This window comes from Natrinema sp. LJW11, assembly GCF_056135975.1.
Genome location: NZ_JBWBDM010000001.1, coordinates 486,685 through 511,363, shown reverse-complemented (window position 1 = coordinate 511,363; position 24,679 = coordinate 486,685). Strand labels below are relative to the sequence as shown.

The 24,679-nt window shown below is 65.3% G+C and carries 21 protein-coding genes and 1 tRNA gene; 16 read left to right on the top strand and 6 right to left on the bottom strand.

What is annotated here, in order from left to right:
• Window positions 1–74 precede the first annotated feature (74 nt).
• The 6 genes from AC0QDI_RS02455 to AC0QDI_RS02430 all read left to right on the top strand — a co-directional run bounded on the left by AC0QDI_RS02455 (window position 75) and on the right by AC0QDI_RS02430 (window position 6,495).
• Window positions 75–293: a DUF1918 domain-containing protein gene (locus tag AC0QDI_RS02455; protein ID WP_474664910.1), complete on the top strand. Its 219-nt coding sequence runs from the start codon at window positions 75–77 to the stop codon at window positions 291–293.
• Window positions 294–377: 84 nt separating this feature from the next.
• Window positions 378–824 (top strand): RNA-binding protein, encoded by a 447-nt coding sequence (locus AC0QDI_RS02450; protein ID WP_474664908.1) that lies wholly within the window; start codon window positions 378–380, stop codon window positions 822–824.
• Between the two features lie 234 nt (window positions 825–1,058).
• The gene (locus AC0QDI_RS02445; protein WP_474664906.1) at window positions 1,059–1,688 is read left to right on the top strand and encodes a TetR/AcrR family transcriptional regulator; all 630 of its coding nucleotides are present in this window, start codon (window positions 1,059–1,061) and stop codon (window positions 1,686–1,688) included.
• A complete protein-coding gene (locus tag AC0QDI_RS02440; RefSeq protein ID WP_474664904.1) occupies window positions 1,685–3,172 on the top strand; it encodes an MATE family efflux transporter in 1,488 nt (495 codons plus the stop codon). Before AC0QDI_RS02445 ends, AC0QDI_RS02440 begins: the two co-directional genes overlap by 4 nt.
• A gap of 148 nt (window positions 3,173–3,320) precedes the next feature.
• Window positions 3,321–4,559: a cation:proton antiporter gene (locus AC0QDI_RS02435; protein WP_474664902.1), complete on the top strand. Its 1,239-nt coding sequence runs from the start codon at window positions 3,321–3,323 to the stop codon at window positions 4,557–4,559.
• A gap of 172 nt (window positions 4,560–4,731) precedes the next feature.
• A complete protein-coding gene (locus AC0QDI_RS02430) occupies window positions 4,732–6,495 on the top strand; it encodes a YcaO-like family protein (RefSeq protein WP_474664900.1) in 1,764 nt (587 codons plus the stop codon).
• 54 nt (window positions 6,496–6,549) lie between these two features.
• On the opposite strand, the gene AC0QDI_RS02425 is transcribed toward AC0QDI_RS02430, so the two are convergent.
• Entirely contained in the window at window positions 6,550–7,092 is a 543-nt protein-coding gene (locus AC0QDI_RS02425; RefSeq protein WP_474664898.1) for a hypothetical protein, read from the bottom strand.
• A gap of 232 nt (window positions 7,093–7,324) precedes the next feature.
• Here AC0QDI_RS02425 and AC0QDI_RS02420 point away from each other — a divergent pair, with 232 nt between their 5' ends.
• Window positions 7,325–7,801, top strand: coding sequence for a cupin domain-containing protein (locus AC0QDI_RS02420; RefSeq protein ID WP_474664896.1), 477 nt, complete (start codon window positions 7,325–7,327; stop codon window positions 7,799–7,801).
• Between the two features lie 128 nt (window positions 7,802–7,929).
• On the top strand, window positions 7,930–8,541 hold the full coding sequence (gene cmk, locus AC0QDI_RS02415; RefSeq protein ID WP_474664894.1) for a (d)CMP kinase: 612 nt from the start codon (window positions 7,930–7,932) through the stop codon (window positions 8,539–8,541).
• A 223-nt stretch (window positions 8,542–8,764) separates the two neighbouring features.
• Here cmk and AC0QDI_RS02410 read toward each other — a convergent pair whose 3' ends face one another.
• A complete protein-coding gene (locus AC0QDI_RS02410; protein ID WP_474664892.1) occupies window positions 8,765–8,968 on the bottom strand; it encodes a hypothetical protein in 204 nt (67 codons plus the stop codon).
• Window positions 8,969–9,287: 319 nt separating this feature from the next.
• On the opposite strand from AC0QDI_RS02410, the gene AC0QDI_RS02405 reads away from it, so the two are divergent.
• The 4 genes from AC0QDI_RS02405 to AC0QDI_RS02390 all read left to right on the top strand — a co-directional run bounded on the left by AC0QDI_RS02405 (window position 9,288) and on the right by AC0QDI_RS02390 (window position 13,605).
• Window positions 9,288–9,788, top strand: coding sequence for a hypothetical protein (locus AC0QDI_RS02405; protein ID WP_474664890.1), 501 nt, complete (start codon window positions 9,288–9,290; stop codon window positions 9,786–9,788).
• Entirely contained in the window at window positions 9,781–11,379 is a 1,599-nt protein-coding gene (locus AC0QDI_RS02400) for a sodium/proline symporter (protein ID WP_474664888.1), read from the top strand. The genes AC0QDI_RS02405 and AC0QDI_RS02400 overlap by 8 nt, the downstream gene beginning before the upstream one ends.
• A complete protein-coding gene (locus AC0QDI_RS02395) occupies window positions 11,376–11,855 on the top strand; it encodes a hypothetical protein (RefSeq protein ID WP_474664886.1) in 480 nt (159 codons plus the stop codon). The genes AC0QDI_RS02400 and AC0QDI_RS02395 overlap by 4 nt, the downstream gene beginning before the upstream one ends.
• A gap of 73 nt (window positions 11,856–11,928) precedes the next feature.
• Complete coding sequence (locus tag AC0QDI_RS02390) at window positions 11,929–13,605, top strand: acetate--CoA ligase (protein ID WP_474664884.1); 1,677 nt, start codon at window positions 11,929–11,931, stop codon at window positions 13,603–13,605.
• Window positions 13,606–13,822: 217 nt separating this feature from the next.
• On the opposite strand, the gene guaB is transcribed toward AC0QDI_RS02390, so the two are convergent.
• Window positions 13,823–15,325 (bottom strand): IMP dehydrogenase, encoded by a 1,503-nt coding sequence (gene guaB, locus AC0QDI_RS02385; protein WP_474664882.1) that lies wholly within the window; start codon window positions 15,323–15,325, stop codon window positions 13,823–13,825.
• A 593-nt stretch (window positions 15,326–15,918) separates the two neighbouring features.
• Here guaB and AC0QDI_RS02380 point away from each other — a divergent pair.
• Together AC0QDI_RS02380 and AC0QDI_RS02375 are read left to right on the top strand one after the other, a co-directional pair.
• Entirely contained in the window at window positions 15,919–16,830 is a 912-nt protein-coding gene (locus AC0QDI_RS02380; RefSeq protein ID WP_474664880.1) for a DUF5794 domain-containing protein, read from the top strand.
• Window positions 16,831–16,888: 58 nt separating this feature from the next.
• A tRNA-Trp gene (locus AC0QDI_RS02375) sits at window positions 16,889–17,063 on the top strand.
• 786 nt (window positions 17,064–17,849) lie between these two features.
• Here AC0QDI_RS02375 and AC0QDI_RS02370 read toward each other — a convergent pair.
• Window positions 17,850–18,113, bottom strand: coding sequence for a winged helix-turn-helix domain-containing protein (locus tag AC0QDI_RS02370; protein WP_474664878.1), 264 nt, complete (start codon window positions 18,111–18,113; stop codon window positions 17,850–17,852).
• A gap of 604 nt (window positions 18,114–18,717) precedes the next feature.
• Here AC0QDI_RS02370 and AC0QDI_RS02365 point away from each other — a divergent pair.
• Entirely contained in the window at window positions 18,718–20,004 is a 1,287-nt protein-coding gene (locus AC0QDI_RS02365; RefSeq protein ID WP_474664876.1) for a DUF4352 domain-containing protein, read from the top strand.
• 172 nt (window positions 20,005–20,176) lie between these two features.
• Here AC0QDI_RS02365 and AC0QDI_RS02360 read toward each other — a convergent pair whose 3' ends face one another.
• Window positions 20,177–20,644 carry a response regulator gene (locus AC0QDI_RS02360; protein WP_474664874.1) on the bottom strand — a complete coding sequence of 156 codons (468 nt, stop codon included), beginning with the start codon at window positions 20,642–20,644 and terminating at the stop codon, window positions 20,177–20,179.
• Window positions 20,645–20,783: 139 nt separating this feature from the next.
• The gene (locus tag AC0QDI_RS02355) at window positions 20,784–21,821 is read right to left on the bottom strand and encodes a M48 family metallopeptidase (protein ID WP_474664872.1); all 1,038 of its coding nucleotides are present in this window, start codon (window positions 21,819–21,821) and stop codon (window positions 20,784–20,786) included.
• Between the two features lie 266 nt (window positions 21,822–22,087).
• On the opposite strand from AC0QDI_RS02355, the gene AC0QDI_RS02350 reads away from it, so the two are divergent.
• Window positions 22,088–24,496, top strand: coding sequence for an ATP-binding protein (locus AC0QDI_RS02350; protein WP_474664870.1), 2,409 nt, complete (start codon window positions 22,088–22,090; stop codon window positions 24,494–24,496).
• Window positions 24,497–24,679: the final 183 nt, after the last annotated feature.

Genomic DNA, 24,679 nt, shown 5'->3' with positions numbered 1-24,679 from the left:
TGGACGATCGTGCGTGACGGTCCCTGTTGCAACGAATCAGTCCCTTTTTACACGCAGACGGGGAATCACCACCCATGAGCTTCGAGGAAGACGACCGCGTGGTCCTCCACGACGAGCACAGCGAGTTCGACGGCGAGATCGGCACCGTCTCCCAGACGATGGAGTCGATGTTCGGCGACATCACCTACACGATCAGCTTCGACGACGGCCAGGAGGCCGGCGTCCCCGAGGACGACCTCGAGGCGGCCGACGACGCCGACGAGGAGACAGACGCCGACGCCGACGAGGAATAGAGCCCGTTCGCGAGTCGGTTCGCCCCTCGACCCGTCTCAGCGACCGTCACCACCGCGCCCACCAGACCGAATTTCGAATCGCAGATGCCACAAATTCCGCTTCACTACGTCGATTTACGGACGTTCTGTTACGCCACCGAGGACGAGAAACGCGTCGAGGAGGCGCTCCGAACGTTCCTCCCCGGCGGCGACGAGCCGTTCGAGATCGAACGCGCCGAGAGCGAAGGCCACTACGGCGATCGCATCCTCGTCCTCTCGGCACGCGTGGAGAAGGCCGACGACGTCCGCCACGTCCTCTCGCGGCTGGCCGACCTCGAGTCGTTCGACGAACTGATCGACGAACTCGACGAGCGGGTCACCGAGAACACCGAACTCTTCTTGCGGCTCGACAAGCAGGCGGCCTTCGCCGGAGACGTCCGCCTCGGACAGGGCATCACCTTCCGCGGAAAGGTCGAGGCCTACCCGGCGAAGAAAGAACGGGCCGTCGAAAACGCCGAGGAAGTCCTCGAGCGACTCCGAGAGCGGGAGTAACCGTCTTCGCCGTCGCTCGCTGAAATCTCACCCTCGGACGCCGTTTTCGGCCGATTGCTACCGTTCAGCGGCGGCAGCCGGCCCGCCGTGTCCCGCCACTCTCGTCCGCCAGCGGAACGCGCCGACCCGACTGAACGCGCTCCGCCGGGCACAATTCGCGGATCCGACCGGACGCGGTTCACCGGGGACGAAGGGCTTTTGACTGGCCAGTCAGTAAGTTCCGATACGCACTGAATGACTGACGAGACGATCGACGATATTATGGAAGCGACGTATCGAGCGCTCTGTACGCACGGCTACGCGGATCTGACGATGCAGGATATCGCCGAGGAATCGACCAAAAGCAAGGGGACCCTCCACTATCACTTCGAGGGCAAGCAGGACCTCCTCGAGTCGTTTCTGGAGTATCTCCTGAACCGATTCGAGGAGCGAACCGAGACGATTCCGGGCGAAACGCCGGCCGAACGGCTCCACGAATTCCTCGAGGAGCTGCTGACGCCGACGGACGAGGAGTCCGCCGAGGAGTTCCGGACGGCGATCCTCGAGATCAAGGCTCAAGCGCCGTACAACGAGGTGTATCGGGAGAAACTGGGCGCGTTCGACCGCGCGCTCCAAGCGCGCATCGCGACCCTCGTCGCGGACGGCCTCGAGGCGGGGGAGTTCCGTGCGGCTATCGATCCGGACGAGACGGCCGACTTCCTCGTCACGCTGTTTCACGGCGCACAGACGCGAGCGGCCGCGGTCGATCGCCCGCCCGAACGGACGCGCCAGTACGTCCACGAGTACATCGACGAAATCCTGCGGCCGGACGGGGCGACCGAGCGGGATGCGACGACTGACGAGGACGCGGAGGCCGTCGAATGAGCCTCCTCGGTCGCCTCGCGGAGTGGCTCTCGCGGCGTCTCGATCGACTCTCCGGGCTGTTCAAGGGCCGCGAAGAGTTCGATCTGACCGAGGGCGGCATCGCGGCACCGCTGTTCTACCTCTCGCTGCCGATCATCGTCACCAACCTGTTGCAGACGGCCTACAACCTCATCGACACGTTCTGGCTCGGCCAGTACAGCACCGAAGCGCTCGCGGCGATCAGCTTCGCGTTCCCGATGGTTTTCTTACTCATCTCGGTCGGCATGGGACTGTCCGTGGCCGGGAGCGTACTCGTCGCCCAGCACATCGGCGCGAACGAGGAGAGCGAGGCGGAGTACGCCGCCTCGCAGACCGTCGCCCTCTCGTTGCTCGGTGCGCTGATCCTCGGACTGATCGGCTACGTCTTCGTCGACGGACTGCTCGGGCTCCTCGGCGCGTCGCCGGACGTGTTGCCGCTGGCGACCGATTACATGGAGGTCATCTCGCTCGGGATGCCCTTCATGTTCGGGTTCTTCGTCTTCATCGCGCTGATGCGGGGCTACGGCGACACGATCACGCCGATGCTGGTGATGCTCGGCTCCGTTCTCCTCAACGTCGCCCTCGACCCGTTCCTGATCTTCGGCTGGGGGCCGTTCCCCGAACTCGGTATCGAGGGGGCGGCGATCGCCACGGTCTTCTCCCGCGCCCTCGCGCTGGTCGTCGGGCTGGTGATCATGTTCCGTGGGACGCGGGGCGTCCGGATTCGGCTCCGCCAGATGCGTCCGGACTTCTCGTTCGCCACGAAACTCGTTCGTATCGGGTTTCCGGCGTCGATCGAGGGCATGGGCAGAGCCCTGTCGATCAACCTCTTACTGGTGATCGTCGGCCTGTTCCCGACCTACGTCGTCGCGGCCTACGGCATCGGCACCCGCGTGTTCTCTGTCATCTTCCTGCCGGCGATCGCGGTCGCCCGCGGCGTCGAGACGATGACCGGACAGAACGTCGGTGCCGACAAACCCGAGCGCGCGGAAGCGGCCGCCAACTTCGCCGCTCGAACCACGTTCGTCGTCCTCGGGGCGCTGGGCGTCGTGGCGTGGCTCGGCGCACGACCGATCACCGCCGCGTTCACCGACGATCCCGAAGTCATCGAGGTCGGCGTCACGTTCCTCCGGTACGTCGCGCCGTCGTTCGGCTTCATCGGCGTGATGCGGGCCTACAACGGGAGCTTCCGCGGCACCGGGAAGACGCTCACCGCGGCGGCGATCGTCCTCGTGACCTACGCGGTCGTCCGACTCCCGATCGCCTACGTCCTCGCGCAAGGGGCGATGGAGTACCGCGGAATCTGGCTCGCGTTCGCCGCCTCGAACGTCGTCGGTGCCGGCCTCGCCTACGGCTGGTACCGCAGAGGGACCTGGCGCGACGCCGACGTGACCGACGGGCCGGCGGCTCCCGGTCTCGGCGACGACCTCGAGGTCGCTGAGACGGACGCGAGCACGAACGACTAACGGACCACCCCATTCAGTAAAGTGCCCGTGAGGTGACGAACTCACGAGCCGAGTCACTATGCGATTCCGCCTCGACAGTTCGTACTGGCGGCTCGACAACCGAGAACGGAGAGCCAACCGCTCGAGTCGCGCTGCGGGGAGGTAGCCGATGGTCGAGACCGTCAGTATCGACATTCTGAGCCTTCTGCTCGTCCTGTCGGTCGCGTGGGTGTTCGGCGCGCTCGCCGAGCGCCTCGGCTACCCGACGATGATGGGGGAGTTGTTCGCCGGCATCGCCTTCGGTCCCGCGCTGCTCGGCCTCTTGCACCCCTCGGAACTGCTCTCGGTGCTGTCCGAACTCGGCGTCTTCCTCCTCATGGTCTACGTCGGCATGGAGGTCGACCTCCGCGAACTGTTCGCGCTCGGCCCGCAGTCGCTGTTGATCGCCTTCGGCGCGTTCGTCATCCCGTTCGGACTCGGCTACGCGGCCGGCGTCTGGCTCGGAATCTCCGTCGGCGCGGCGCTCTTCCTCGGACTCGCGATGGCCGCCACGTCGCTCGCGACGAAGTCCCGGATCCTCGCCGACCTCGAGCTACTGGACACCCGGATCGCGAACGTATTACTCGGCGGCGCGCTTGCCTCCGACGTGGGCGTGCTCATCGCGTACGCGGGCGTCGATAGCTACGTCACCGCCGGCGGACTCGATCCGAACGAGATCGGCGTGATCCTCCTGCAGGCGTTTGGCTTCTTCGCGGCGACGCTCGTGATCGGCTATCGGTTCCTCCCGATCGCGTGGCGGTACATCGAACGTCAGCGCGCACGATACGGCTTCGTCGATCGGACGACGGCGTTTACGTTCGCGCTGCTCGTCTCCTTGCTGTTCGCACAGCTCGCGACGCTCGCCGACCTGCACATGATCATCGGCGGCTTCATGGCGGGGATGTTCCTCCGACAGTCCGACGTTGAGCCCGGCCTCTACGAGCACATGCACACGGTCATGTACGACCTCGCGATGGGGTTGTTCGCTCCGGTCTTCTTCGTCACGGTCGGGTTCCAGATCACGTTCGACGTCTTCTTCGACTCGTTCGCCGTGCTCGCCGTCCTGGTCGCCATCGCGTTCCTCGGCAAGATCGTCGGCTCCTGGCTGTTCTCGCTCCCGACGTCGCTCACCTCGCGCGAGGGCCTGGTCGTCGGCTTCGGCATGAACGGTCGCGGGACCGTCGAGATCATCATCGCGCAGGTCGCCTACGAGGCCGGCGTCATCGACGCGGAGCTGTTCTCGATTCTCGTCTTTATCGCCGTCTTCACGACCGCGCTCGTCCCCGTGACCGTCACCTGGGGCGTGGGCCTGCTCGAGGCGGCGGACGAACTCGTCTACGTCGATTCGGCGGTTCCGACCGAGGACTGAATCGGACGGCCGTCGGTCAGTTTCGACGCACCCGTACGGCAGGTCGCGGGTGTACTGGGACGCAGTGACAGCTGACCGTGTGCACGACGTTCGTGATAGCGTCGCCGCTCGAAGATAGCCACGGTGACTCTCGAGCGGGGCGTTTTTGCCGCCCGCGCCAGCAGGTAGGGGTATGTACGTTCACGTCGTGGGTGACGATCCCGTCCGCGAGGCGGTCGTCGCCGCACTCGATGACATCGATATCGGCGTCCGTGACGCCGAGCCGTCGGATCTCGCCGATGCACGCTTCGCCGTCGTCAGCGACGTCGCCGGTTCGGCGACGTTCGATCGGGCGAACGAGGCCGCCCGTTCGGGCGGAACGCCCTGGATCGCCGTCGAGATCGGCGGGGTCGGCGGCCACCCGATTCCGGCGGTTGACGCCGCTATCTCGGGATTCGCGCCCGCTACCGGCTGTTTCGACTGCCTCCGCGCCCGGGTCGCGTCGAATCTCGAGGACCGAGCCGACACCCCGCAAGCCGATCGGGCCGGAGCGCGACTCGTCGGTGCGATCGCGGGCCGGGAGTGCGTTCGCGTCCTCTCGGGCGACGACGGTTCGATCATCGGGCAGGTACGCGAAGTGCCACACGCCCGCCGGGAACTCCTGCCCGTTCCGGGCTGTGCGTGCGCCGATGCGGATCGGGATCGATCGCTCGAGCGCGACGCCGAAACGCTCGCCCTCGAGGGAGCGGTCGAACGCGCCGAACGGGCGATCGACGACCGCGTCGGTCCCGTCTCGAGCATCGCCGAGGTGGAGTCGTTCCCGGCCCCCTACTATCTGGCGACCGTGGCGGAGACGACCGCCTACAGCGACGCGAGCGCGCCCCGGCAGGCCGCCGGCGTCGCCGACGACTGGAACGCTGCCCTGATGAAAGCCGTCGGCGAAGGCCTCGAGCGCTACTGCGCCGGCGTCTACCGCGACTCGGCGTTCGTCCGCGCGAGCGAGGACGACCTCGAGAACGCCGTCGCGCCGACGGACCTCGTACGGCCGGACGACGCACCGGCGTACGACTCCGCCGAGGAACACCGCTGGGTGCCGGGCGAGGCCCTCGAAACCGGCGACCCGACACACCTGCCCGCCGCGGCGGTCCAGTTCCCCCAGCCCGGCGCGTCGCTGGTCCCGGCGATCACGACCGGGCTTGGACTGGGGTCCTCGACGGTCGACGCGCTCGTGTCCGGGCTGACCGAGGTGATCGAGCGCGACGCGACGATGCTCGCCTGGTACTCGACCTTCGAGCCGCTCGGGCTGTCTGTCGAGACGGACCCCTTCGCGACGCTCGAGCGCCGCGCCCGGAGCGAGGGGCTCTCGGTGACGCCGTTGCTCGTCACGCAGGACATCGACGTCCCCGTCGTCGCCGTCGCCGTCCATCGCGATCCCGACGCGCTCGAGGGCGACGAGCCGATTTCCGCGACCGACGACGCGTGGCCGGCGTTCGCGGTCGGCTCGGCGGCCGGCCTCGACGCCGCGGCGGCCGCGACCGCGGCGCTCGAGGAGGCGCTACAGAACTGGATGGAACTGCGCAGTCTCGGCCCCGACGAGGCGGCCGACGCCGGCGGCGCGATCGGCGAGTACGGGTCGTTCCCGAAGCGCGCGCGAGCGTTCGTCGACGCCGACCGGACGGTTCCCGCGGCGAGCGTCGGTCCCGACTCCGTTCCGACCGGCCTCGAGCGCCTCGAGGCGCTGTGTTCGCGGACGGCCGACGCCGGACTGACGCCGTTCGCGGCTCGTCTGACGACGCGCGACGTCGAGAAAATCGGCTTCGAGGCGGTCCGCGTCGTCGTGCCCGGTGCCCAGCCGCTGTTTACCGACGAGCCGTTCTTCGGCGAGCGCGCGCGGACGGTACCGGACGACTTGGGCTTCGAACCGCGCCTCGAACGGGCGTTTCATCCGTATCCCTGACCGCGGAGCGGTCGCTGGCAGCGTCGGGGGCGGGAGAGGGTGTATCGGCTCGCGTTAGTCGTCGGTATCCGCCGCAGAATCAGTCTCGTTCGGTCCGCCGTCGCTCCGCTCGGATTCGCTCGGGTCGGAATCACTCGTCTCCGGTCCATCCGTCTCAGGACCGTCAGTTCCGGGTTCAGCGGCCGGTCCGGACGATTCGCCGTCGTCGCTCGTGAGTTCCAGTAGCAGATCGTCGTCGGTGAGCCTGACGGTTACCGACTTGGTGTTCGGCGTGATCGTCGCCTCCTCGGTGGTCTGTTCCTCGCTTTGCCGTTCGAACTTGGTCACGCGGAGGTGTTGTTCGGTCGCCTCGAGATGGGGCGGCGAGGCCGATTGATTGGCCGTGATCGTGTAACTCTCGTCGTAGGTCTGGCGGTTCGTTCCCGGCTTGTACGCCTCGAGCGTGACGTCGTAGTGGCTCTCGGCTTCGCTGTGGATCTCGATCGGGACCAGGCCCTGAAACGTGCCCTCGTAGTGCTCCTGGAGCGCATCCGTACAGCCCGAGAGCCCGATCGTCGCGGCCACCCCCGCGGTTCGAAGTACCGTCCGACGGTTCACGTCTACTCGTCGGAGGCGAACGACCGTATGCGTTACTCTTCAGGCCGGCCCGGCAGTCTCGTTCTGATCAGCGATCGATCGGTCGGTCGGTCACGCTGGTTCGGGTCGGGACGCCGCTATACGGCCGCGATTCCGATACTGGTTCTGAGTCCGATCGGTCGGGTCGACGGAGCTGGCCGCGGTAGATATCATCATCCACGGGGTTTTTGCATCCCGAACCGAACGTCGAGACATGGAGAAAGTCGCTATCGACGATGTCGACATCGAAACCAATCCGCTGGACGTTCACTCGGTCAGACGGCCGGTTTCGGACGCGCTCGGATTTTCGGACTTCGCGATGAACTACTTCGAACTCGAGGCGGGAGAGTCCTTTTCTGGCGGCCTGCACACCCACCACGATCAGGAGGAGGTCTTCTACGTTCAGGAGGGGACCGCGACGTTCGAGACGGAAGAGGGGGAGGTGACGGTCGACGAGGACGAGGTGATCCGGTTCGCTCCCGGTGACTTCCAGCACGGGTACAACGACACTGACGAGCGGGTCGTCGGCTTCGCCTTCGGTGCGCCAAAGTCGAAACACGACTGGGACCAGATCGAGTCGATGATCCACTGTCAGGACTGCGAGGACGAAGTCGGCCACGGCCTCGAACTGACGGCTGACGGCGCCTTCCGGATGACGTGTACCGAGTGTGGCAACTCGTTTACGACCTAACGACGGCGGGCGGACTGGAGGAGTCGCGAACGTTACCCGCGTCTACCGATGAGGTGCCGTACCCGCGAGCGACGATCGGACCCGATCGCGGCCGGAACCTTTTCAGGGGGGACCGAGTGGATCAACGTATGGCCACAGCAGACGGTTCGGACGCGGAGATCGACACGAGACTGTTCATCACCGTTTCCGGACCCCCGGGCTGCGGGGCGACGACGCTCTGTAAACGCCTCGCCGACGCGATGGGCTGTCCCTACGTCTCCGGCGGCGACATCTTCCGCGAACTCGCCGACGACCGCGATATGAGCCTCAACCAGCTCACCGCGGAGGCCGACGGCTCCGACGAGATCGACCGCGCGCTCGACCGACGCCTCCAGCAGATCGCCGAGAAGTGGGGGATGGCCAACAAGCCCTTCATTCTCGAGTCCCGACTCGCGGGCTGGCTGGCCGGCGAGCGCGCCGACCTGCGGATCTGGCTCGACGCGCCCGAAGACGTCCGCCTCGATCGAATCGACGACCGCGGCGAAACCGACGCCGAGATGCGCGTCCGCGAGGTGAGCGAAGCCGGCCGCTATCAGTCCTACTACGAGATCGATATCGGCAATCAGACGTTCTACGACCTCCACATCAACACCGCTCGCTGGAGCAAGCACGGCGTGTTCTCGCTCGTCCGAACGGCCATCGAGGAGTACGATCCCGAGACGGACGAGGGAGCGTTCACAACTCCCGAACTCGAGCCCTGAGCGGCCGGGATCGACCGGACGTCCCGTCGAGCACGGGCGCACGATCGGCCCGCTCCGGCATCCCTCGTCGGCGGCGTCATAACGTGTCGATTTCGCCGAACGAACCGGGAGGCGTAGCGATAAATCGTTCTCACTCGCTCGCGACACCCGATTCTTCGAGTAGATGTCGGTGGACGCGTCCGAGATGGAAGGATCTGGTCTAACTGCCGTAACCGATCACCGTTCAGATCGGAGCGCTTCTCTCGCCGCCTCGACTCTCGGGAGCAGAGGGTTGATCGGACTCGTCCTCGCCGGCGATGGCCGGTCCGAACTGCACCGAGTTCGGGACCCCGTTTTCGCTCCCGTAGTCCCGCCGCTCCTCGATCGGTTCGACGGCGGATCGGTCGATGTCGGTCGGGCGCACGTTCCGCCCGCGCATCGTCGGCATCGACTCGCGGCGGAACACGTCTCGCAGAGATCGGTGCGTCGAGCGTTGACGAGGGGGCTCGTCGTTCGGCTTTCGGAAAACGTTCCCGCGGAGTAACACGACAGTATTGCAGAACGTATCGGCTATCTCAACGGTTAATATCGGTATATTAACCGAAATCTTTTCTTTTTACGTAACATGGTACCGCCCCACACGATGGGTGACATCACCAAGCGCCATCACCGTGGACCGGTCGTCGACGAACCAAACGGAAACCGCCCGGACGGTACAGGGTCTGTAGACCTCGAAGACGCACACCGGAAGCAATTTGGCCACAACCATGTCGCGTAACACGATCATGATCGCGATCGGCGTGCTCAGTCTCGCCGCCTTGATCGCGGCCGCGCTCGAACTGTACCGTCCGTTCTCGTACCTGGCGGCGGGCATCATCCTCGCCGTCATCGCCGCCGCGGCGACCGAACAGAACGAACGCGAACTCTCCCTGGAACCGTACACGGGTATCGTCGCTGGAATGGGAGTCCTCTTCCTGATCGGTCTGACCGGCGTCTGGCTGACGTGGGACCCGACGGTCACCGAGTACGAGTACGTCCTCGGTCTGCCGGTCCCCACGCTGCTCTACTTCGCCTTCATCTGGTTCCTCCCACTAGGGATCGCGATCTACTACTCGCTGATCTTCGATCGGATCGGCAGCGAAGAGATCGTCGAGGAGATCGTTCGCGACGCGCGGCGGCAACAGGAGGAGCGGGCGTATCCGCTGGCGCCGAACCAGTCCGATCGAGAGGCGGGTGACTCCGATCTCGTGGAGGTGAGCGATGAGTAGCGTCGCCCTCCTCGCGACCCTCGCGGTGCTCGCGCCGCTGCAGGGGGGAATACCGGTCGCGAACGAACCGATCATCGTCGCCTTCGGTGGGGCGTATCTGCTGCTCGTCGTCGCGATCGGCGTCTGGGGCTGGCGACAGACGAACACGACCGACGACTTCCTGATCACCGGTAAGAGCATCGGCACGTGGGTGCTCGCGATGACCGCCTTCTCGGTGATTCAGTCGGGGTTCGGATTCGTCGGCGGGCCCGAACTCGTCTACGCCTTCGGGACGACTTCGCTGTGGATCTTTTTCTCTGCACCCATCGGGTTCCTGCTCACGTGGGTGGTGCTCGCGAAGCGACTCCGAGTGCTCGCCGACGTGCGCAACGTCCTGACCCTGCCCGATGCCATGTTCGTTCGGTACGAGAGCGAGTGGGTCCGGGGACTCGGCGGCCTGGCGGTCTTCCTCGGCGTGATCGCGTACCTTGCGGTGAACCTGGCCGCACTCCAGTTCGTCATGCGCGCCATCTTCGGGATTCCCCTCTTCTGGGGCCTGGTCGGCGGCGCGTTCATCCTGCTGCTCTACAGCATGCTCGGCGGGATGATCGCCGGCGTCTGGACGGACTTCGTCCAGGCGATCACCATGATCACCGGTGCGGTGTTCGTCTTCGTCTACGCGATGTCCTTCGGCGGCGGTATGGAGAACATCTCCCGTAACCTGGCGAGCGCCGATCCCGCGCTGATCTCGCCGTTCGGCGCGCTGGGCGGCGCGGAGACCGCCATCCTCGTCGGCCTCGCCTGGTGGATCCTCTTCTCGGTCGGGTCGGCCGGCCAACCCCACCTCATCACGAAGTTCTACATGAGTCGGAACCTCACGATCCTCAAGTGGGGCGCCCCGATCGCGGCCATCTCCTACGCCATCTCGAGCATGATCGCCTTCTCGGCCGGCCTCTCGATGCGCGCGATGGTCGAGGCCGGCGAGATCGAGGAGACGTTCAGCGCGAGCGAGGTCGGCCCGGTGTTCGTCCTCGAGTACACGCCGGACGTTCTGGCCGGGTTGATCCTGGCGGCGCTGTTGGCGGCGATCATGTCCACCAGCGACTCGTTCCTCAACATCGGTGCGGCCGCCGTCTCCCGAGACATCCCGCGGGCGCTCGGTCGTCCGATCACGGACGACAAGACGGAGCTTCGCGTCACCCAGGCGGCGCTGGCGACGATCACCGTCCTCTCGACGGTCGTCGTCTTCTACTCCGACGCGCTGGTGGGCATCCTCGGGGCGATCAGTTGGGGCTTCTTCGCCGCGGCGTTCGTCCCCGTCGTGGTGCTCGGGATGAACTGGAAGGGCGCGACGAAGTGGGGTGCGATCACTTCACTGGTCCTCGGGATGGGATTGAACGTCGTGTACAACGTGATCCCGGAGGCCGCGTCCGTCACGGGCGACGAGTGGCTCGTCGAACTGATCTCGGGAACGCTCTATCCCTACCCGCCGGAGGTCCCGGCCGAGGCGATCATCCTGCTGGTCGTGATGGTCGTCTTCGTCTTCGTCTCCGTTGCGACCCAGGACGGCGAGCGGTTCCCCGCCGACCTCAACACGCTGTTCGAACGATGATGACGACCGCCGAGAATCAGATCGCCCGCTTCACCCGGTGGCTCCGCCAGCGACCGAACTCGATCGAGTTCTGGGAACTGGTGCTCACCGACGAGCGCCTCGTCTGGTGTTACGTCGGCCAGTCCTACCGATCCATGCTCCTGCGGGCGGACATGGGCGAACGCGACCGCGCCCTCGTCGACGACCGGCCGCTCGAGGACCTCCTCTCGCTCGCCGAGATGAACTTCGCCGTCCCGCTTTCGGACCTCGAGGGGATCAGCCTGCTCGAGGGGACGCGGTTTCGGCGGGCGCAACTCGACCTGCGCTGGCGAGCGGGCGGCGAGCGCGGCGACGCGGACCGCTACGGCGGCGAGATGACCCTCGTCGCGACCGGAGACGCCGCGTCCCACGCCGACCTCGTCGCGGGGCTCGCCGAGGATCCCCGACTCGACCACGTCGATGTCTCCGTCGAATCGCGGGGGTGGCCGTTTCGCTGACAGCCGTCACCCTGAATCCGGCCCCGACTTCGAATACCCCTCCCGTCGTGCACCACGATACGGGCACGGACCCATGACCTGGCACATCACCCTCGACCACGACTCGTACGACGACGCCCGAGAATCGTTCGCATGGGACGTCCCCGATGCGTTCAACGCCGCGGCCGACCTCGTCTCGAAACACGAGGGCGGCGACCGGGTCGCGCTCTATCAGACGTACCCCGACGGGGGCCGCGAGCGATACACCTTCGACGACCTCGACGAAGGATCGAACGCGGTCGCGGCCGCCCTCGCGTCCCGCGGCGTCGAGCGCAGCGACCGCGTCGCGGTCGTCGTCCCGCAGAAACCGGCGAACGTTCTGACCCACCTCGCCTGCTGGAAACTGGGCGCGATCTCGCTGCCCCTATCGGTGCTGTTCGGCGACGACGCGCTCAGGTACCGGCTCACGGATAGCGGCGCCCGCGTCGCCGTCGTGGACGACTCCCAGCGCGAGACGATCCACGCCGTCGCGCCTGATTGCCCCGACCTTGAGCACGTGCTCGTGGTCGACGGCGACGCCGAGACGGACGAGATGGGCGAGGCAACCGCGGGGCGCTTCGACGACGCGATCGACTGGGGCGTCACCGACTACGACCGCGCCGAGACGGACGTCGACACGCCGGCGATCGTCATGTACACGAGCGGATCGACGGGGTCGCCGAAGGGCGTCCTCCACACCCACGGCGTCTGGCTCGGCCACTGTCCGGCGTTCCAGATGTACTTCGAGCGGGACGTCCGTGACGACGACGCCGTCTTCTGGACGCCCGCCGACTGGGCCTGGATCGGGGCGCTGGGCGACCTCGTCTTCCCCGCGTGGCACTACGGCCGGCCCGTCGTCGGTTATCCCATGGGCTCGTTCGACGCCGACAGCGCCTTCGAGATCGTGGCGGAGTTCGACATCACCCACGCGTTCCTCCCGCCGACGGCGATCCGGATGCTGATGGAGATCGACGACCCGACCGAGGCGTACGACCTCTCGCTGCGCGCCATCTGCTCGGGCGGCGAACCCCTCACAGCCGAGATACTCGAGTGGGCCGACGCGGAACTCGAGGGGACGGTCGTCAACGAACTCTACGGCCAGACGGAGGCGAACCTGCTCGTGACGAACTTCCGGGGGTGGTTCCCCGCCAAGGCCGGCAGCATGGGAAAGCCCGTGCCCGGCCACGACGTGGCGGTCCTCGATTCGGAGACGGGCGAGCGCGTCGAGTCTGGCGAGATCGGCGAGATCGCCGTCCGCCGGAGGGACGACCCCGTCGTCTTCGAGGAGTACTGGAACGCCCCGGAGAAGACCGAGTCGGTTACGCTCGAGGTCGACGGCGAACGCTGGCACCTCACGGGCGACCTCGCCGAGCGCGACGAGGAGGGCTACTGCTGGTTTGTCTCCCGGGACGACGACCTCATCATCACCAGCGGCTACCGCGTCGGCCCGCGCGAGGTCGAGGAGGCGATCTTGGAACACGAGGCGGTCGCCCAGGTGGGCGTCGTCGGCGTACCGGACCAGACGCGAGGCGAGCTCATCAAAGCGGTCGTCGAACCAGCGGACGGCGCGATCTCCGCCGAGGACGACGCCGACGGACTACGCGCGGAGATACGCGATCTCGTCCGAGACCGACTCGCCGAGTACGAGTATCCCCGGGTGATCGAGTTCCGCGACGAACTCCCCCAGACGACGACCGGGAAGATCCGGCGAACGGAGTTGAAAGAGGAGTGACGGAGACGGACCGGCGGTCCGTGGCGGACACCGCTCGTCGCACGGTCTCCTCCGACTCGTCCGGTTCGAGGGACTGTGCGCGTTTCGAAACGCTCTCGAAGGGGCACTCTCGTCTACTACCGAGATCGGGGAAAAGAACGCCTATCTACCGGAAATCCGTTCGATCCGACACCGCGATCGCGGGGGTCGACGTCCGAACGACGGAGCTTCGTGCGGGCTACTCGCCGTCGGGCGAGTAGTTCGGCGCCTCGTCGGTGATGACGACGTCGTGGGCGTGGCTCTCGGCCTGGCCGGCCGCGGAGACGCGGACGAACTCCGAGCGCTCCTTGAATTCGGGGACGGTTTCCGCGCCGACGTAGCCCATGCCGGACTGCATGCCGCCGGCGAGCTGGTGGAGTTCGGACCTGAGCGTGCCCTTGTACGGCGTCGCGGCCTCGACGCCCTCCGGAACGTATTCGTCGTCCTCGTCTGGCTCGTCCTTGAGGTATCGGTCGCTGTCGCCGGACTTCATCGCGCCGACGGATCCCATGCCGCGGTACTGCTTGTACTTCTTCCCGTTCATCGTGACGACGCGGCCCGGTGCCTCGTCCGTGCCGGCGAAGTAGGAGCCGAGCATGACGGCGTCCGCGCCGGCGGCGACCGCCTTGATCGCGTCGCCGGAGTAACGGATGCCGCCGTCGGCGATCACCGGCACGTCGTGCTCGCTCGCGACGTCCGCGACCTGTGCGACGGCCGTGATCTGGGGCATGCCGGAGCCGGAGACGACGCGGGTGGTACAGATCGATCCCGGGCCGATGCCGACCTTGAGGCCGTCCGCGAAACCGACCAGATCCTCGGCCGCCTCGCGGGTGCCGATGTTGCCGACGACGACGTCCGCGTCGACGGACTCCTTGATGTCGCGGGCACCCTCGACGACGTTCAGGTTGTGCGCGTGCGCGGTGTCGATGAAAAGGATGTCGGCACCGGCCTCGTCAGCGGCCGTCGCGCGGTCGTGCTCGAACGGACTGACGGCGACGCCACAGCGAAGGCGACCGTCCTCGTCGCGGACGGCCTCCTTGTACTCGCGGCGCTGCAGGATCCCCTGCATCGTCACGAGGCCGACGAGGAGGTTCTCGTCGTCGACGACCGGAACCCGCTCGATCTTGTGCTCGTACATCATCTCGAACGCGTCGCGGGAATCGATATCCTCGGGGGCCGTGATGACCTCGTCGGTCATCGCCTCGGTGACCGGGTCGTCCTCGTTGACCTCGAGGTGGGGGCGGATGTCCGTACTCGAAATGATCCCCAGAACTTCGCCGTTGGTGTTGACGACGGGCGCGCCGCCGACGCCCTGGCGGGCCATTCGCTCGTCGACCTCGCGGACGGACATCTCGGGATCTGCGGTGACGACCGAGTCGAGGGGGATGATGAGCTCGTCGGCGCTCTTGACGCGCCCGATCTCCTCGACCATCTCGTCGACGTTCATGTTGCGGTGGAGGACGCCGAGGCCGCCGTGACGGGCCATCGCGATCGCCATCCCGCTCTCGGTGACGGTGTCCATCGCCGCCGAGAGAATGGGGACCGATACCTCGACGTTTCTCGAGACGTTCGACGTGAGGTCGGCGTCGTCGGGTTCGACGCGACTCTCCTTCGGGCGGAGAAGGACGTCGTCGAACGTTAGCGCTTCCGGTACCTGCAGTTTCGAAGAATAGGGCTCTTGCTCTGGAACGTCGTTCGCCATGTAAACCGTCCGGACCCCCGGGCAAAAAGCGTTGCGAGATATATCCGGGTGTGAACGGTTGACGGAGGCCTCAGTGGGCGAATCGTCTAGCCGCGCTGGTACCCGGTTCGAGCACGCATCGTTTGGTATCGCTCGAATGAGATTCTGGAGTCGTTCTTGCTCGGGGTGTCCGCCCCCCCTCAGGCCTTCGGGTTCTCGCCCGGTTTGTGTCCGCGCTCGAGTCGCTTTCGTTGTCACAAATCGCGCCTATTCCAGCGACGAGTGCCCACATTCGTGCCAGATCTGTGCGTTTCCGTACGGATCTGAACGCTACTGTTGAAACACTGCCTGATCGTGGAATGCAGTCCCACACAACGTTTATTGACGGGCCGCTCGTGTCTTCGGGCATGTACGCTGTGAGTGCAGCCGCCGCCCGAACCGATGGCCGGACGAGTTCCGACTTCGTCGCCGCCTTCGCCTTCGGGAATTTTACACAGAAACTCACAGCACGAGGCCAGACTCCCAATGCGATCGACCGGTGTGCGGACCGGTCGGTACGGGATCGCCCGTCATATCGCCCACTGGCCCCGGGTCACGGCCATCGGCCCTGACCGATGAGTACGTCACAACATCCGGTCGCGCTCCAGATGGAGCGCATCGTCGGGGGTGACGCGAGGCTCCTGGCGCTGGTGATGATGCTGCCGTTAGTCGACGGCGTCTTCCCCGCGTTAATCCTGGCCGGCGCGCTCGACGAGCCGCTGGGCGCGTTCCAGGTCGGCCTGTTGATCTTCGGCGGGAGCGCCACCGTCGCCGTGATCCTCGCGGAGATGGACGGCACGCCTCGAGAGCAAGCGACCGTCGTCCTGCTCGTCGGGATCCCGCTGATACTGCTCGCGGCGGTCCAGGCCGCGCTCGCGCCGGCGATCGAGAGCGTGCTCGACATCGTCATCTTCGAGCGGTTCGCGGCGCTGGTGATCGCCGCCATCGCGGCCAAAACCGCCAGCGCCACCATCGGGGACTACCTCCCCAATCCGGTCGTCGTCATCGGGCTGGGTCTGGTCGCGAGCATCGATCCCTCGGGGGCGACGTTCGTCGTGATGACCGATCCCGTCCTCGTCGTCCACGCGACGCTGGCGGCGGCCGTCGGCGTGGCGTTCGCGCTGACCATCGCCCTCACCGGGCCCTACCTGCGGGAGTACATGGACATCGATCGGTTCCGCTTCGGGAGCGCGGTCGCGCTCGGATTGCTGCCGCTGTCCCTGCTCGGGATGGCGTTCGGACAGGCCCCGCTCGCGGCGCTGCTCGTCGCCGCCCTGTTTGCAGTCGACCTCCCGTGGGTCGGCTCCGACGCGGACTCGAGTTCGGATGCCAAAGCGGGTTCGGCGGCCGCGCAGATGGGCGCGGTGGCCGACGGCGGGGACGTCGAGGACTCGAGCGAGCCGCCGACCGAGGAGAGCGAGGAGGAGTCGAACGCGTATCCGGGCGACGACGGGACGGACACCGCGGGACGGGCCCCGTGGCTGTAGTGCGGTTTCAGCACCGAATCGAAACCACTTTAGGGCGGATCGCCCAACGGAGACTCGAGGGGTCGTGGCCAAGCCAGGCATGGCGGCTGACTCCAGAGGCACCGCGCCCGGGACGACACTCCAGACTGATATACTGATCGGGCACCTGATCAGTGCTCGTGTGATGACCCTCTGGAGTTCCGAGGCGCACCGGAGATATCAGTAGATCGGGGGTTCAAATCCCTCCGACCCCATTCCTCGCCGCGAGCAAATTCTCGAGCGGTAGCTGCGTCTGAGGAGGAGTTGACCCAGAAGACGAGTAAAATCGAAGTCCGCGTGGTTCAACACCCTCTCTGACTCGACTGTTCGTTCTTCCGGTACCGGACTCAAGTCCAGTCTCTCGATAGTCGGAGATCCGGGTTCGATATTCTGACCGACATGGGAAATTGAAACACCCGCTTCGGTCGGTACAGGGGTGTATTGACGAGATGTCTTTCCCTGAGATCTCCCACCATCTCTAATCATAACTGGTAATTTAAGTGTTGGTAGAATAAAGTTATTAGGCTGTCATCTGTATAGACGGTATTATGAGATTTTATTGGCCCGAGCCGAACCCGCCTTGCAAGCCGAAGGCATGCGTTGAGTGTGGGACGCGTATTGACGGAGATGAAACTGAGGGATACTGGTTGGAGCGCGAAAACTGGCAAAATACGAACACGTACCATCTATTTTGTTTGGGTTGTTGTGCCGAAAAGATGACCGACTGGCCAAACCACCCCGATGTAGATGGCCCAGAAGCTGCGAAAGCGGTTCTTTACGAGTAACCTCCCGTCAGACACACAGCGTGATACCGACCCTGCCCGTACTCGGCGCGAGGTTCGCGGGTTCTCCGAATGGAAACTCGTGTCACTATCGACTTACTCCCAACGGGCACCCCGTTGCCGTATTTTGCACCGAGCTAGCTCGCCCGCTCGAGATCAAAACAACACTTCTCGACCATCCGTTTCTCGATGGCGGTCCCGACGTAATTCGTCCTTCAGTCAGTTATTGTCCGGCTCGAGCCCGTCCGCATCAAGTTCCCCAGTAAGATATTGCTCTCCGAGATCAGTAAGAACGTAGTATCCTTCATCGACTCGAGTTACGAGACCATACTCAACCAACACGGAGAGACGTCGGCTGACGCCGGTCCGATCACGATCGATGTTTCTCCCGATCGTCGTCGGACCAAGCTCTAACCTGGTATTCAGCACCTCCAGAATCCGCTCGTCTGTCGGATTCTGCATCCAATCACCGGGTTTCCTCATCAGTTACGCGTTTCTGAACGGCTTCTTACATCGTTCGAAACGCTCGAGCAGTTAGTCGATACCGTAGATAAAATCCCACAATATCGTAGAAGGATTTTTTCGATAGGCGCGGTAGTAAGCAAATGAGGGCATCGAAGCGACTCACGACCCGTCGAGTCCAGATCGAAAATCCGTCCCGGTGCTTCAGACACCCTCATCCAGCGCGCCGAGCGCCTCGCGGCCGCCTGCGAAATCGGACTCGGCGCGCCCGATTCCGAACCTGTCGACGCGAGCGCTCGAGGGACGGGTGGGAGCGGATGACCGGGGCTCGAGCCGAGCCAGCCGTGCAGTGTCCGAACTGCGATGCGACACTCCCCGAACGCGATCCGCTGGTGGCTCTGTGACGACTTCGCGATCGCGGTCACCGATGACGGCGAGCGAATACCGTGATCGCCACGCCCGCTCCGGAGACGGTATCGCCCCGGAGATGGTACCGAACCCACTCGAGGACCGACCGCCGCGACCCGCCGATCAGTCCGAACCGACGCGCGGTCACGTTCTCGGACACCTTCGCTGGCGGGTGATCTGCCAGTAGATATTAACGTAATCCGGAGAGTATCGCTCTATGAACAGACGAACGCTCCTGCAGGCGACGACCGTTCCGCTGGCCCTCGTGGCCGGATGCACCTCGAGCTCCGACGACGGAGACTCGAGCGGGAACGGGGAGAACGACGCGGACCCGCAGGACGACGTCGGGTCGACGATCGAAACCGGCGGTATCGAACTGACGCTCGCCGACGTGGAACTCGCGATCGAACTCCAGGACGGCGACGGTGATCTTCGCGAATCGAACGAGGGTGAAATGTGGGTACTCGCGAACGTCGAGGTCGCGAACCGGAGCGAGGAAACGCGGGATCTCCCTCGAGCCGAGAATTTCAAACTCGTCGCGGAGAGCGAGCAATACGACAACGTCGTTCCGCCGTCGCTCGAGACCCCGGTTTCGGGCGAGGCGTACGAAGCGCCTACCGACGCTCGGCAGGACGTCTCCGCTGGCGGGTGGCTAGCGTTTTCGATCCCGGACGCGACCGAGTCCGCGACGCTCTCGTGGGTCGGCTCCGGCGACTCCGAAGACGGTGAGGAAGCGGCGTGGGACCTCTCGCTTGACCCCTCGGAGCTACCCGACGTCGGCTTCCTCGAGTTGACCCTCCCCGAAAGCGTCGCGATCGGCGACGAAATCGCGGCCGAAGTCGTCCTGGAGAACGCCGGCGGCACTGAATACACGGTCGAAAGCGCCCTCGAGGTCGACTATCCGGACGGATCGACCGACACCGAGTCGTTCGAAGTCACCGTCCCCGCTGAAGACACTGCGAGCGTCCGGCTTTCTTTCAATTCGGTGACGACTGGATCGTTCGCCGTTTTCCTCGACGAATACAACGTCTCGAAGTCGGTGGAAGTGACGCCCCTGACGGCGACGTTCGGTGAGACGGTAGCCGTCGACGGGTTGCCACGGATCGCGGTCAGCGACCCCATCGTTACGGATTCGTTCGAGGCAGATTCGTATTACGGCTCCGAGACCGTCCAAGCGGACGGATCGTTCGTGTTCTTCGAATTCGAAGTTCGAAACAACAGTACCGAACGGTTGTTGGCCCCTCGATCGTCCGATCTGGATCTTTCCGCCGACGGATCGGTGTACGATACCGCGTCCCTCGACGTGGGAATCAGCGGAAGCTACGTCGATCCCATCGATGACGGGGAGTACGGCACGTACGGGACCATCGGCGCTGGGAAAACGATAGCCGGCGTTCTCCGATTCGATGTCCCGAGTTCGACATCCGCAGACGATCTCGAGTTGATCGGCGAGTGGTCGAGCGGATACGCGAGTGCGGAAACGAGCGTTCACTGGAGCGGATAGCCGCGAACGAGCCGTCCCGGTCCGGTCTCGGTCCCGGAATATCGGTCCCGGACCATCTCGAACCGGACTCACAGAAGGTTCGGGGTGTATCGGTGGGGGGAGGGGGCTATCTGCAGTACCCGAACGGACGATACCGCGATTTGCGGTCTCACTTTCGAGCCGGAGCGTCGAATCAGTCGTCGCCGTCGGTTTTGATGATCGCGAACCAGAAGTCCTCGATCGACTGGACGAACTCGACGAACTCGTCGGTGTCCACCGGCTTCCGGATGTACTCGTCGGCCTCGAGGCCGTGGGATCGCACGATGTCTTCGCCCATCTTCGAACTCGTGAGGACGACGACGGGAATCTCGCTCAGTACCGGTTCGTCGTTCAGTTCCGCGAGGACCGCCATCCCGCTCGTGCCGGGGAGCTGGGGCTCGAGCAGGATGAGATCCGGCTTCGGGACGTCCCCGTAGTCGCCGCGTTGATGAACGAAATCGAGGGCTGCCTCACCGTCGGAGACCGTGTGGATTGCGTTCGCGATTTTCCCCTCCTCGAAGTTCTCCTCGAAGAGTCGCACGTCGCCGTGATTCGGCTCGACCAATAGAATGTCGACTACCTCCCCCAGATCAGTTTCGTCGGTTTCGTCTGCCGAAGCCATACCCGACTATGCAACCGCAAGGATAAAACTGCAACTCTCTGGTCCCATGACTGCCAAGTAGTCGTTTCAGCGTCCCGCAGCGCTGCAGCCCTCGTTCGCGGGCCAGCCGCTCGTCGCCGACCGCGAGAGCCCGGAACCGCTACTCGCGAGTGCCGGCTCCCGTCACCCGCTCGACGACCAGCCGCTCGAGGCGCTCGATCCGCCGCTCGGTGCTCGGATGGGTCCGAAACGGGCCCGGCGACGCGGCCGCCGCCTCGCGCGGGAGAATATCCAGCGCGCTGGCCGATTTCGCCCAGGTTCGCTTGTCCTCGCTGGGTCGCGAGCGGTCGTCCGAGAGCGTCTCGAGCGCGCTGGCGAGGTCGCTCGGCGCGCCCGTCAGCTCCGCGGCTCCCCTGTCGGCCGCGAACTCCCGACCGCGCGAGAGGACGGCGATTCCGAACTGACAGCACAGCCGCTGTCCCGTCGTGACGACCCTCAGGAGCGCCCACAGGACGAGCCGGGCCAGGTAGGCCAGCGGCTGGGAGACCAGCAGTTTTCGGGACGGCGGGTCGTCCGAACCGACGCGTTCGGCGACCAGCATCGGAACGAGCACGAGGTTCATGATGCGGCTGTCGCCGTTCGCGAGGTGGCTGAGCTCGTGTGCGAGCACCGCTTCCAGCTCGCCCGCCGAGAGCCGATTCACGAGCCCCGTCGTGACGATGACGGTCCCGCTCGAGCGGCCGCCGATAGCGTACGACTCCGGCCGTCGGCGATCGGCGACGTAGACGTCCGGCTCGGGAACGTCTCCCTGCTGGGCGAGCCGACGGACCACCGCCGCCAGTTCGGAATGGGTTTCGGACGCCGGCGCACCCGCTTTTCCGAGTTCCGCCTGGAATTCCCGGATCTCGTCCCGGACCGGCCAGTAGTACAGGACCGGGAGCAGGGGAATCCCGCTCGCGATCGCGACGCGGAGGGGATGCGTGAGCGTCCACTGCAACAGCCCGAAGTAGTCCCCGGAGAACGGCAGGAACAACGTCTCGAGCACGTAGACGACGACGAGGATTCCGAGCCACGCGAGCGAGCCGCCGACGACGATCGCCGTCGCGGCGATGAGTATCGAGACGACCGTCAACACGACCAGGGCGACGGCCATTCGCCAGAGCAGTGAGGCCCGAACCCGGGCGCTTGCTGTCATCATATTGCCACCTCCACACGAGATGCACGACCACCGTCGGTGATTAGTGTTCCGTATCGGTCCGACGGAACGACCGTCACGGACGCTCGAGGAGATCCAGAGACGCTCGAGGACGCCGGACGGTCGGACGAGGCCGCCGTGATGTCTCGGAACCGTTCCCTCGCATTCCCCCTGCCAGGAAGCGCGCGTTTGGCCACCGTATCTGACGGGTCCGGACGGTTGGTCGTCCGGGGAAGCCCTTATCCTCCGCCCCGAGGAATGTACGACGAATGACCTCATCTCCTCGGGCGGAGAGCGATCCCTCGACACGCGCCCGTATCCGTCAACAGGAGGCCGTCGCCGAGTTCGGGCAGCGCGCGCTCGAAATCGACGACCTCACGAGTTTGCTTCGCGAGGCGACGGCGACGATCGCCGAGACGCTCGAGACCGAGTTCGCGGCGGTTCTCGAGTCGCTCCCGGCGACTGACGAGTTCGTCCTTCGGCAGGGCGTGGGCTGGCGCGACGGCTGCGTCGGGACCGCGACGGTATCGGCGACCCCCGACTCGCAGGCCGGCCGAGCGCTACGCGGAGACGGGCCGGTCGTCGTCGACGATCTGCGAGCCGACGGGCGGTTTTCCGATCCCGCCCACCTCGCCGATCACGGTATCGTCAGCGGGATCAGCGTCGGGATCGGCTCGGACGAGGAGCCGTGGGGCGTCCTGGCAGCCCACCCGACCGAACGGCGGGAGTTCGCGGAACACGACGCGAATTTCGTCCGGAGCGTGGCGAACACCCTCGCGATGGCCGTCGAGAACGAACGGACGGAGCGGCGGTTCGAGGCGGTTTTCGACGATCCGAACATTCTCGTCGGCCTGCTCGAGCCGGACGGGACGGTGCTGGATATCAACCGGACGGCGATGGAGTACATCGACGCCGACCTCGCGGACGTGATCGACGAGGCGTTCTGGGAGACCCCGTGGTGGGGGGACGGAGACGGCGTGCAGTCCGACGTGAAAGACTGGACCGAGCGAGCGGCGGCCGGCGAGTACGTCGAGTTCGAGACCGATATCGTCGGGCGAAATGCGCAGCAATTCACGATCAGCGGCGTCTTCAGACCCGTCACGAACGACGAGGGGGACGTCGTGTCGATCATCGTCTCCGATCGGGATATCACCGAACGCAAGGAGCACGAACGGTACCTTCGCGACGCCAAGACACAACTCGAGGCCGCGACCGAAGCCGGTGCGGTCGGGACGTGGGAATGGATGATTCCCGAAGATCAGATGACCGTCGGCGCGTCGTTCGCCGAAACGTTCGGTATCGACCCTGAAGAGGCTCGCGACGGCGTTCCGCTCGGGCGGTTCACCGCTGCGATCCACGAGGACGATCGCGACCGCGTCGAAGCGCAAGTCGAGGACGCCGTCGAACGCTGCAGCGAGTACGAGTCGGAGTATCGCGTCTGGAACGCGGAAGACGAACTCCGGTGGGTCGTCGCCCGCGGCCACGTCGAGAGCGACGAGGAGGGCAATCCCGTCACGTTCCCCGGCGCGCTCACGGACATCACGGACCGAAAGCGGGCCGAGCTCGAGGTCGAACGGCAGCGAACGGAACTCGAGACGCTCTTTCAGGTGTTACCCGTCGGTGCGGTCGTGGCGAACGCGGACGGATCGCTGCTCAGAGCGAACGACACGGCGAAGGAAATCTGGGGCGGCGACGTCTTCGACGCGGAGTCGATCGCGGAGTACGAGAAGTACTCGGCGGCGTGGGCGGAGACGGGTGAACCAGTCGAACCCGAAGACTGGACGATGGTGCAGGTACTAGAGGGCGAGGAAGTCACGGAGCCCAATGTCTACGAGATCGAGCCGTTTGACGACGACCGGCGAATTATCATGGAACACGGGATGCCGGTCCGGGACGAGGACGGAAACGTCAGTCGCGCCCTCGTCACGCTCACGGACATCACCGAACGGCGCGAGTCACAGCGGAAACTCGAAGAGACGGTCGAGAAGGTCGAGGCGTCGAACGAGCGACTCGAGCAGTTCGCCTACGCCGCCTCGCACGACTTACAAGAGCCCCTCCGCATGGTCACGAGCTACCTCCAACTGCTGGATACCCGGTACGGTGACGCCTTCGACGAGGACGGGCGGGAGTTCCTCGAGTTCGCGGTCGACGGTGCCGAACGCATGCACGAGATGATCGACGGCCTGCTCGAATACTCCCGCGTCGAAACGCGGGGCGATCCGCTCGAACCGATCGATCTCGACGCCGTGCTCGAGAACGTGATCGCCGATCTCCAGTTACAGATCGACGAGACCGACGCCGAGATCACGATCGGCGATCTTCCCGTCGTCGAAGGCGACGCGAGTCAGTTGCGGCAAGTCTTCCAGAACCTCCTCGATAACGCGCTGACGTATCACGCGGACGGCCCGCCGCGGGTTCAGATCGACGCCGAGCGTCGAGGCCGAGAGTGGGTCCTCTCGGTTCGCGACGAGGGGATCGGCATCGACCCGGAAAACCACGATCGCGTGTTCACGGTCTTCGATCGACTGCACAGCCGCGAAGAATACGAGGGGACGGGAATCGGGCTGGCGCTCTGTCGGCGGATCGTCGAACGCCACGGCGGGACGATCTGGGCCGACTCCGAGCCCGGCGAAGGCACGACGTTCTCGTTGACGCTTCCGGCAGTAACCGACGGGTAGGCCCCTTCTTCGGTCGGTCGAGCGCTACTGCTGGTGTCTCCTCTCACGGTAACGAGCTGGGCCAGCGCCGTCGGGGTTCGATCGGGGTTGCACTGACCGTCAGTGGATCCGATGCCGGGGGGAATTCGCTCCTCAGATCCGGACACCTATCAGATAGTGTATATTATCGGTGCTCTCAAATAC

Coding starts and splice junctions, on each gene's coding strand:
- AC0QDI_RS02455 (WP_474664910.1), top strand. CDS start 75: ATGAGCTTCGAGGAAGACGACCGCGTGGTCCTCCACGACGAGCACAGC.
- AC0QDI_RS02450 (WP_474664908.1), top strand. CDS start 378: ATGCCACAAATTCCGCTTCACTACGTCGATTTACGGACGTTCTGTTAC.
- AC0QDI_RS02445 (WP_474664906.1), top strand. CDS start 1,059: ATGACTGACGAGACGATCGACGATATTATGGAAGCGACGTATCGAGCG.
- AC0QDI_RS02440 (WP_474664904.1), top strand. CDS start 1,685: ATGAGCCTCCTCGGTCGCCTCGCGGAGTGGCTCTCGCGGCGTCTCGAT.
- AC0QDI_RS02435 (WP_474664902.1), top strand. CDS start 3,321: ATGGTCGAGACCGTCAGTATCGACATTCTGAGCCTTCTGCTCGTCCTG.
- AC0QDI_RS02430 (WP_474664900.1), top strand. CDS start 4,732: ATGTACGTTCACGTCGTGGGTGACGATCCCGTCCGCGAGGCGGTCGTC.
- AC0QDI_RS02420 (WP_474664896.1), top strand. CDS start 7,325: ATGGAGAAAGTCGCTATCGACGATGTCGACATCGAAACCAATCCGCTG.
- cmk (WP_474664894.1), top strand. CDS start 7,930: ATGGCCACAGCAGACGGTTCGGACGCGGAGATCGACACGAGACTGTTC.
- AC0QDI_RS02410 (WP_474664892.1), bottom strand. CDS start 8,968: ATGCCGACGATGCGCGGGCGGAACGTGCGCCCGACCGACATCGACCGA.
- AC0QDI_RS02405 (WP_474664890.1), top strand. CDS start 9,288: ATGTCGCGTAACACGATCATGATCGCGATCGGCGTGCTCAGTCTCGCC.
- AC0QDI_RS02400 (WP_474664888.1), top strand. CDS start 9,781: ATGAGTAGCGTCGCCCTCCTCGCGACCCTCGCGGTGCTCGCGCCGCTG.
- AC0QDI_RS02395 (WP_474664886.1), top strand. CDS start 11,376: ATGATGACGACCGCCGAGAATCAGATCGCCCGCTTCACCCGGTGGCTC.
- AC0QDI_RS02390 (WP_474664884.1), top strand. CDS start 11,929: ATGACCTGGCACATCACCCTCGACCACGACTCGTACGACGACGCCCGA.
- guaB (WP_474664882.1), bottom strand. CDS start 15,325: ATGGCGAACGACGTTCCAGAGCAAGAGCCCTATTCTTCGAAACTGCAG.
- AC0QDI_RS02380 (WP_474664880.1), top strand. CDS start 15,919: ATGAGTACGTCACAACATCCGGTCGCGCTCCAGATGGAGCGCATCGTC.
- AC0QDI_RS02370 (WP_474664878.1), bottom strand. CDS start 18,113: ATGAGGAAACCCGGTGATTGGATGCAGAATCCGACAGACGAGCGGATT.
- AC0QDI_RS02365 (WP_474664876.1), top strand. CDS start 18,718: ATGAACAGACGAACGCTCCTGCAGGCGACGACCGTTCCGCTGGCCCTC.
- AC0QDI_RS02360 (WP_474664874.1), bottom strand. CDS start 20,644: ATGGCTTCGGCAGACGAAACCGACGAAACTGATCTGGGGGAGGTAGTC.
- AC0QDI_RS02355 (WP_474664872.1), bottom strand. CDS start 21,821: ATGATGACAGCAAGCGCCCGGGTTCGGGCCTCACTGCTCTGGCGAATG.
- AC0QDI_RS02350 (WP_474664870.1), top strand. CDS start 22,088: ATGACCTCATCTCCTCGGGCGGAGAGCGATCCCTCGACACGCGCCCGT.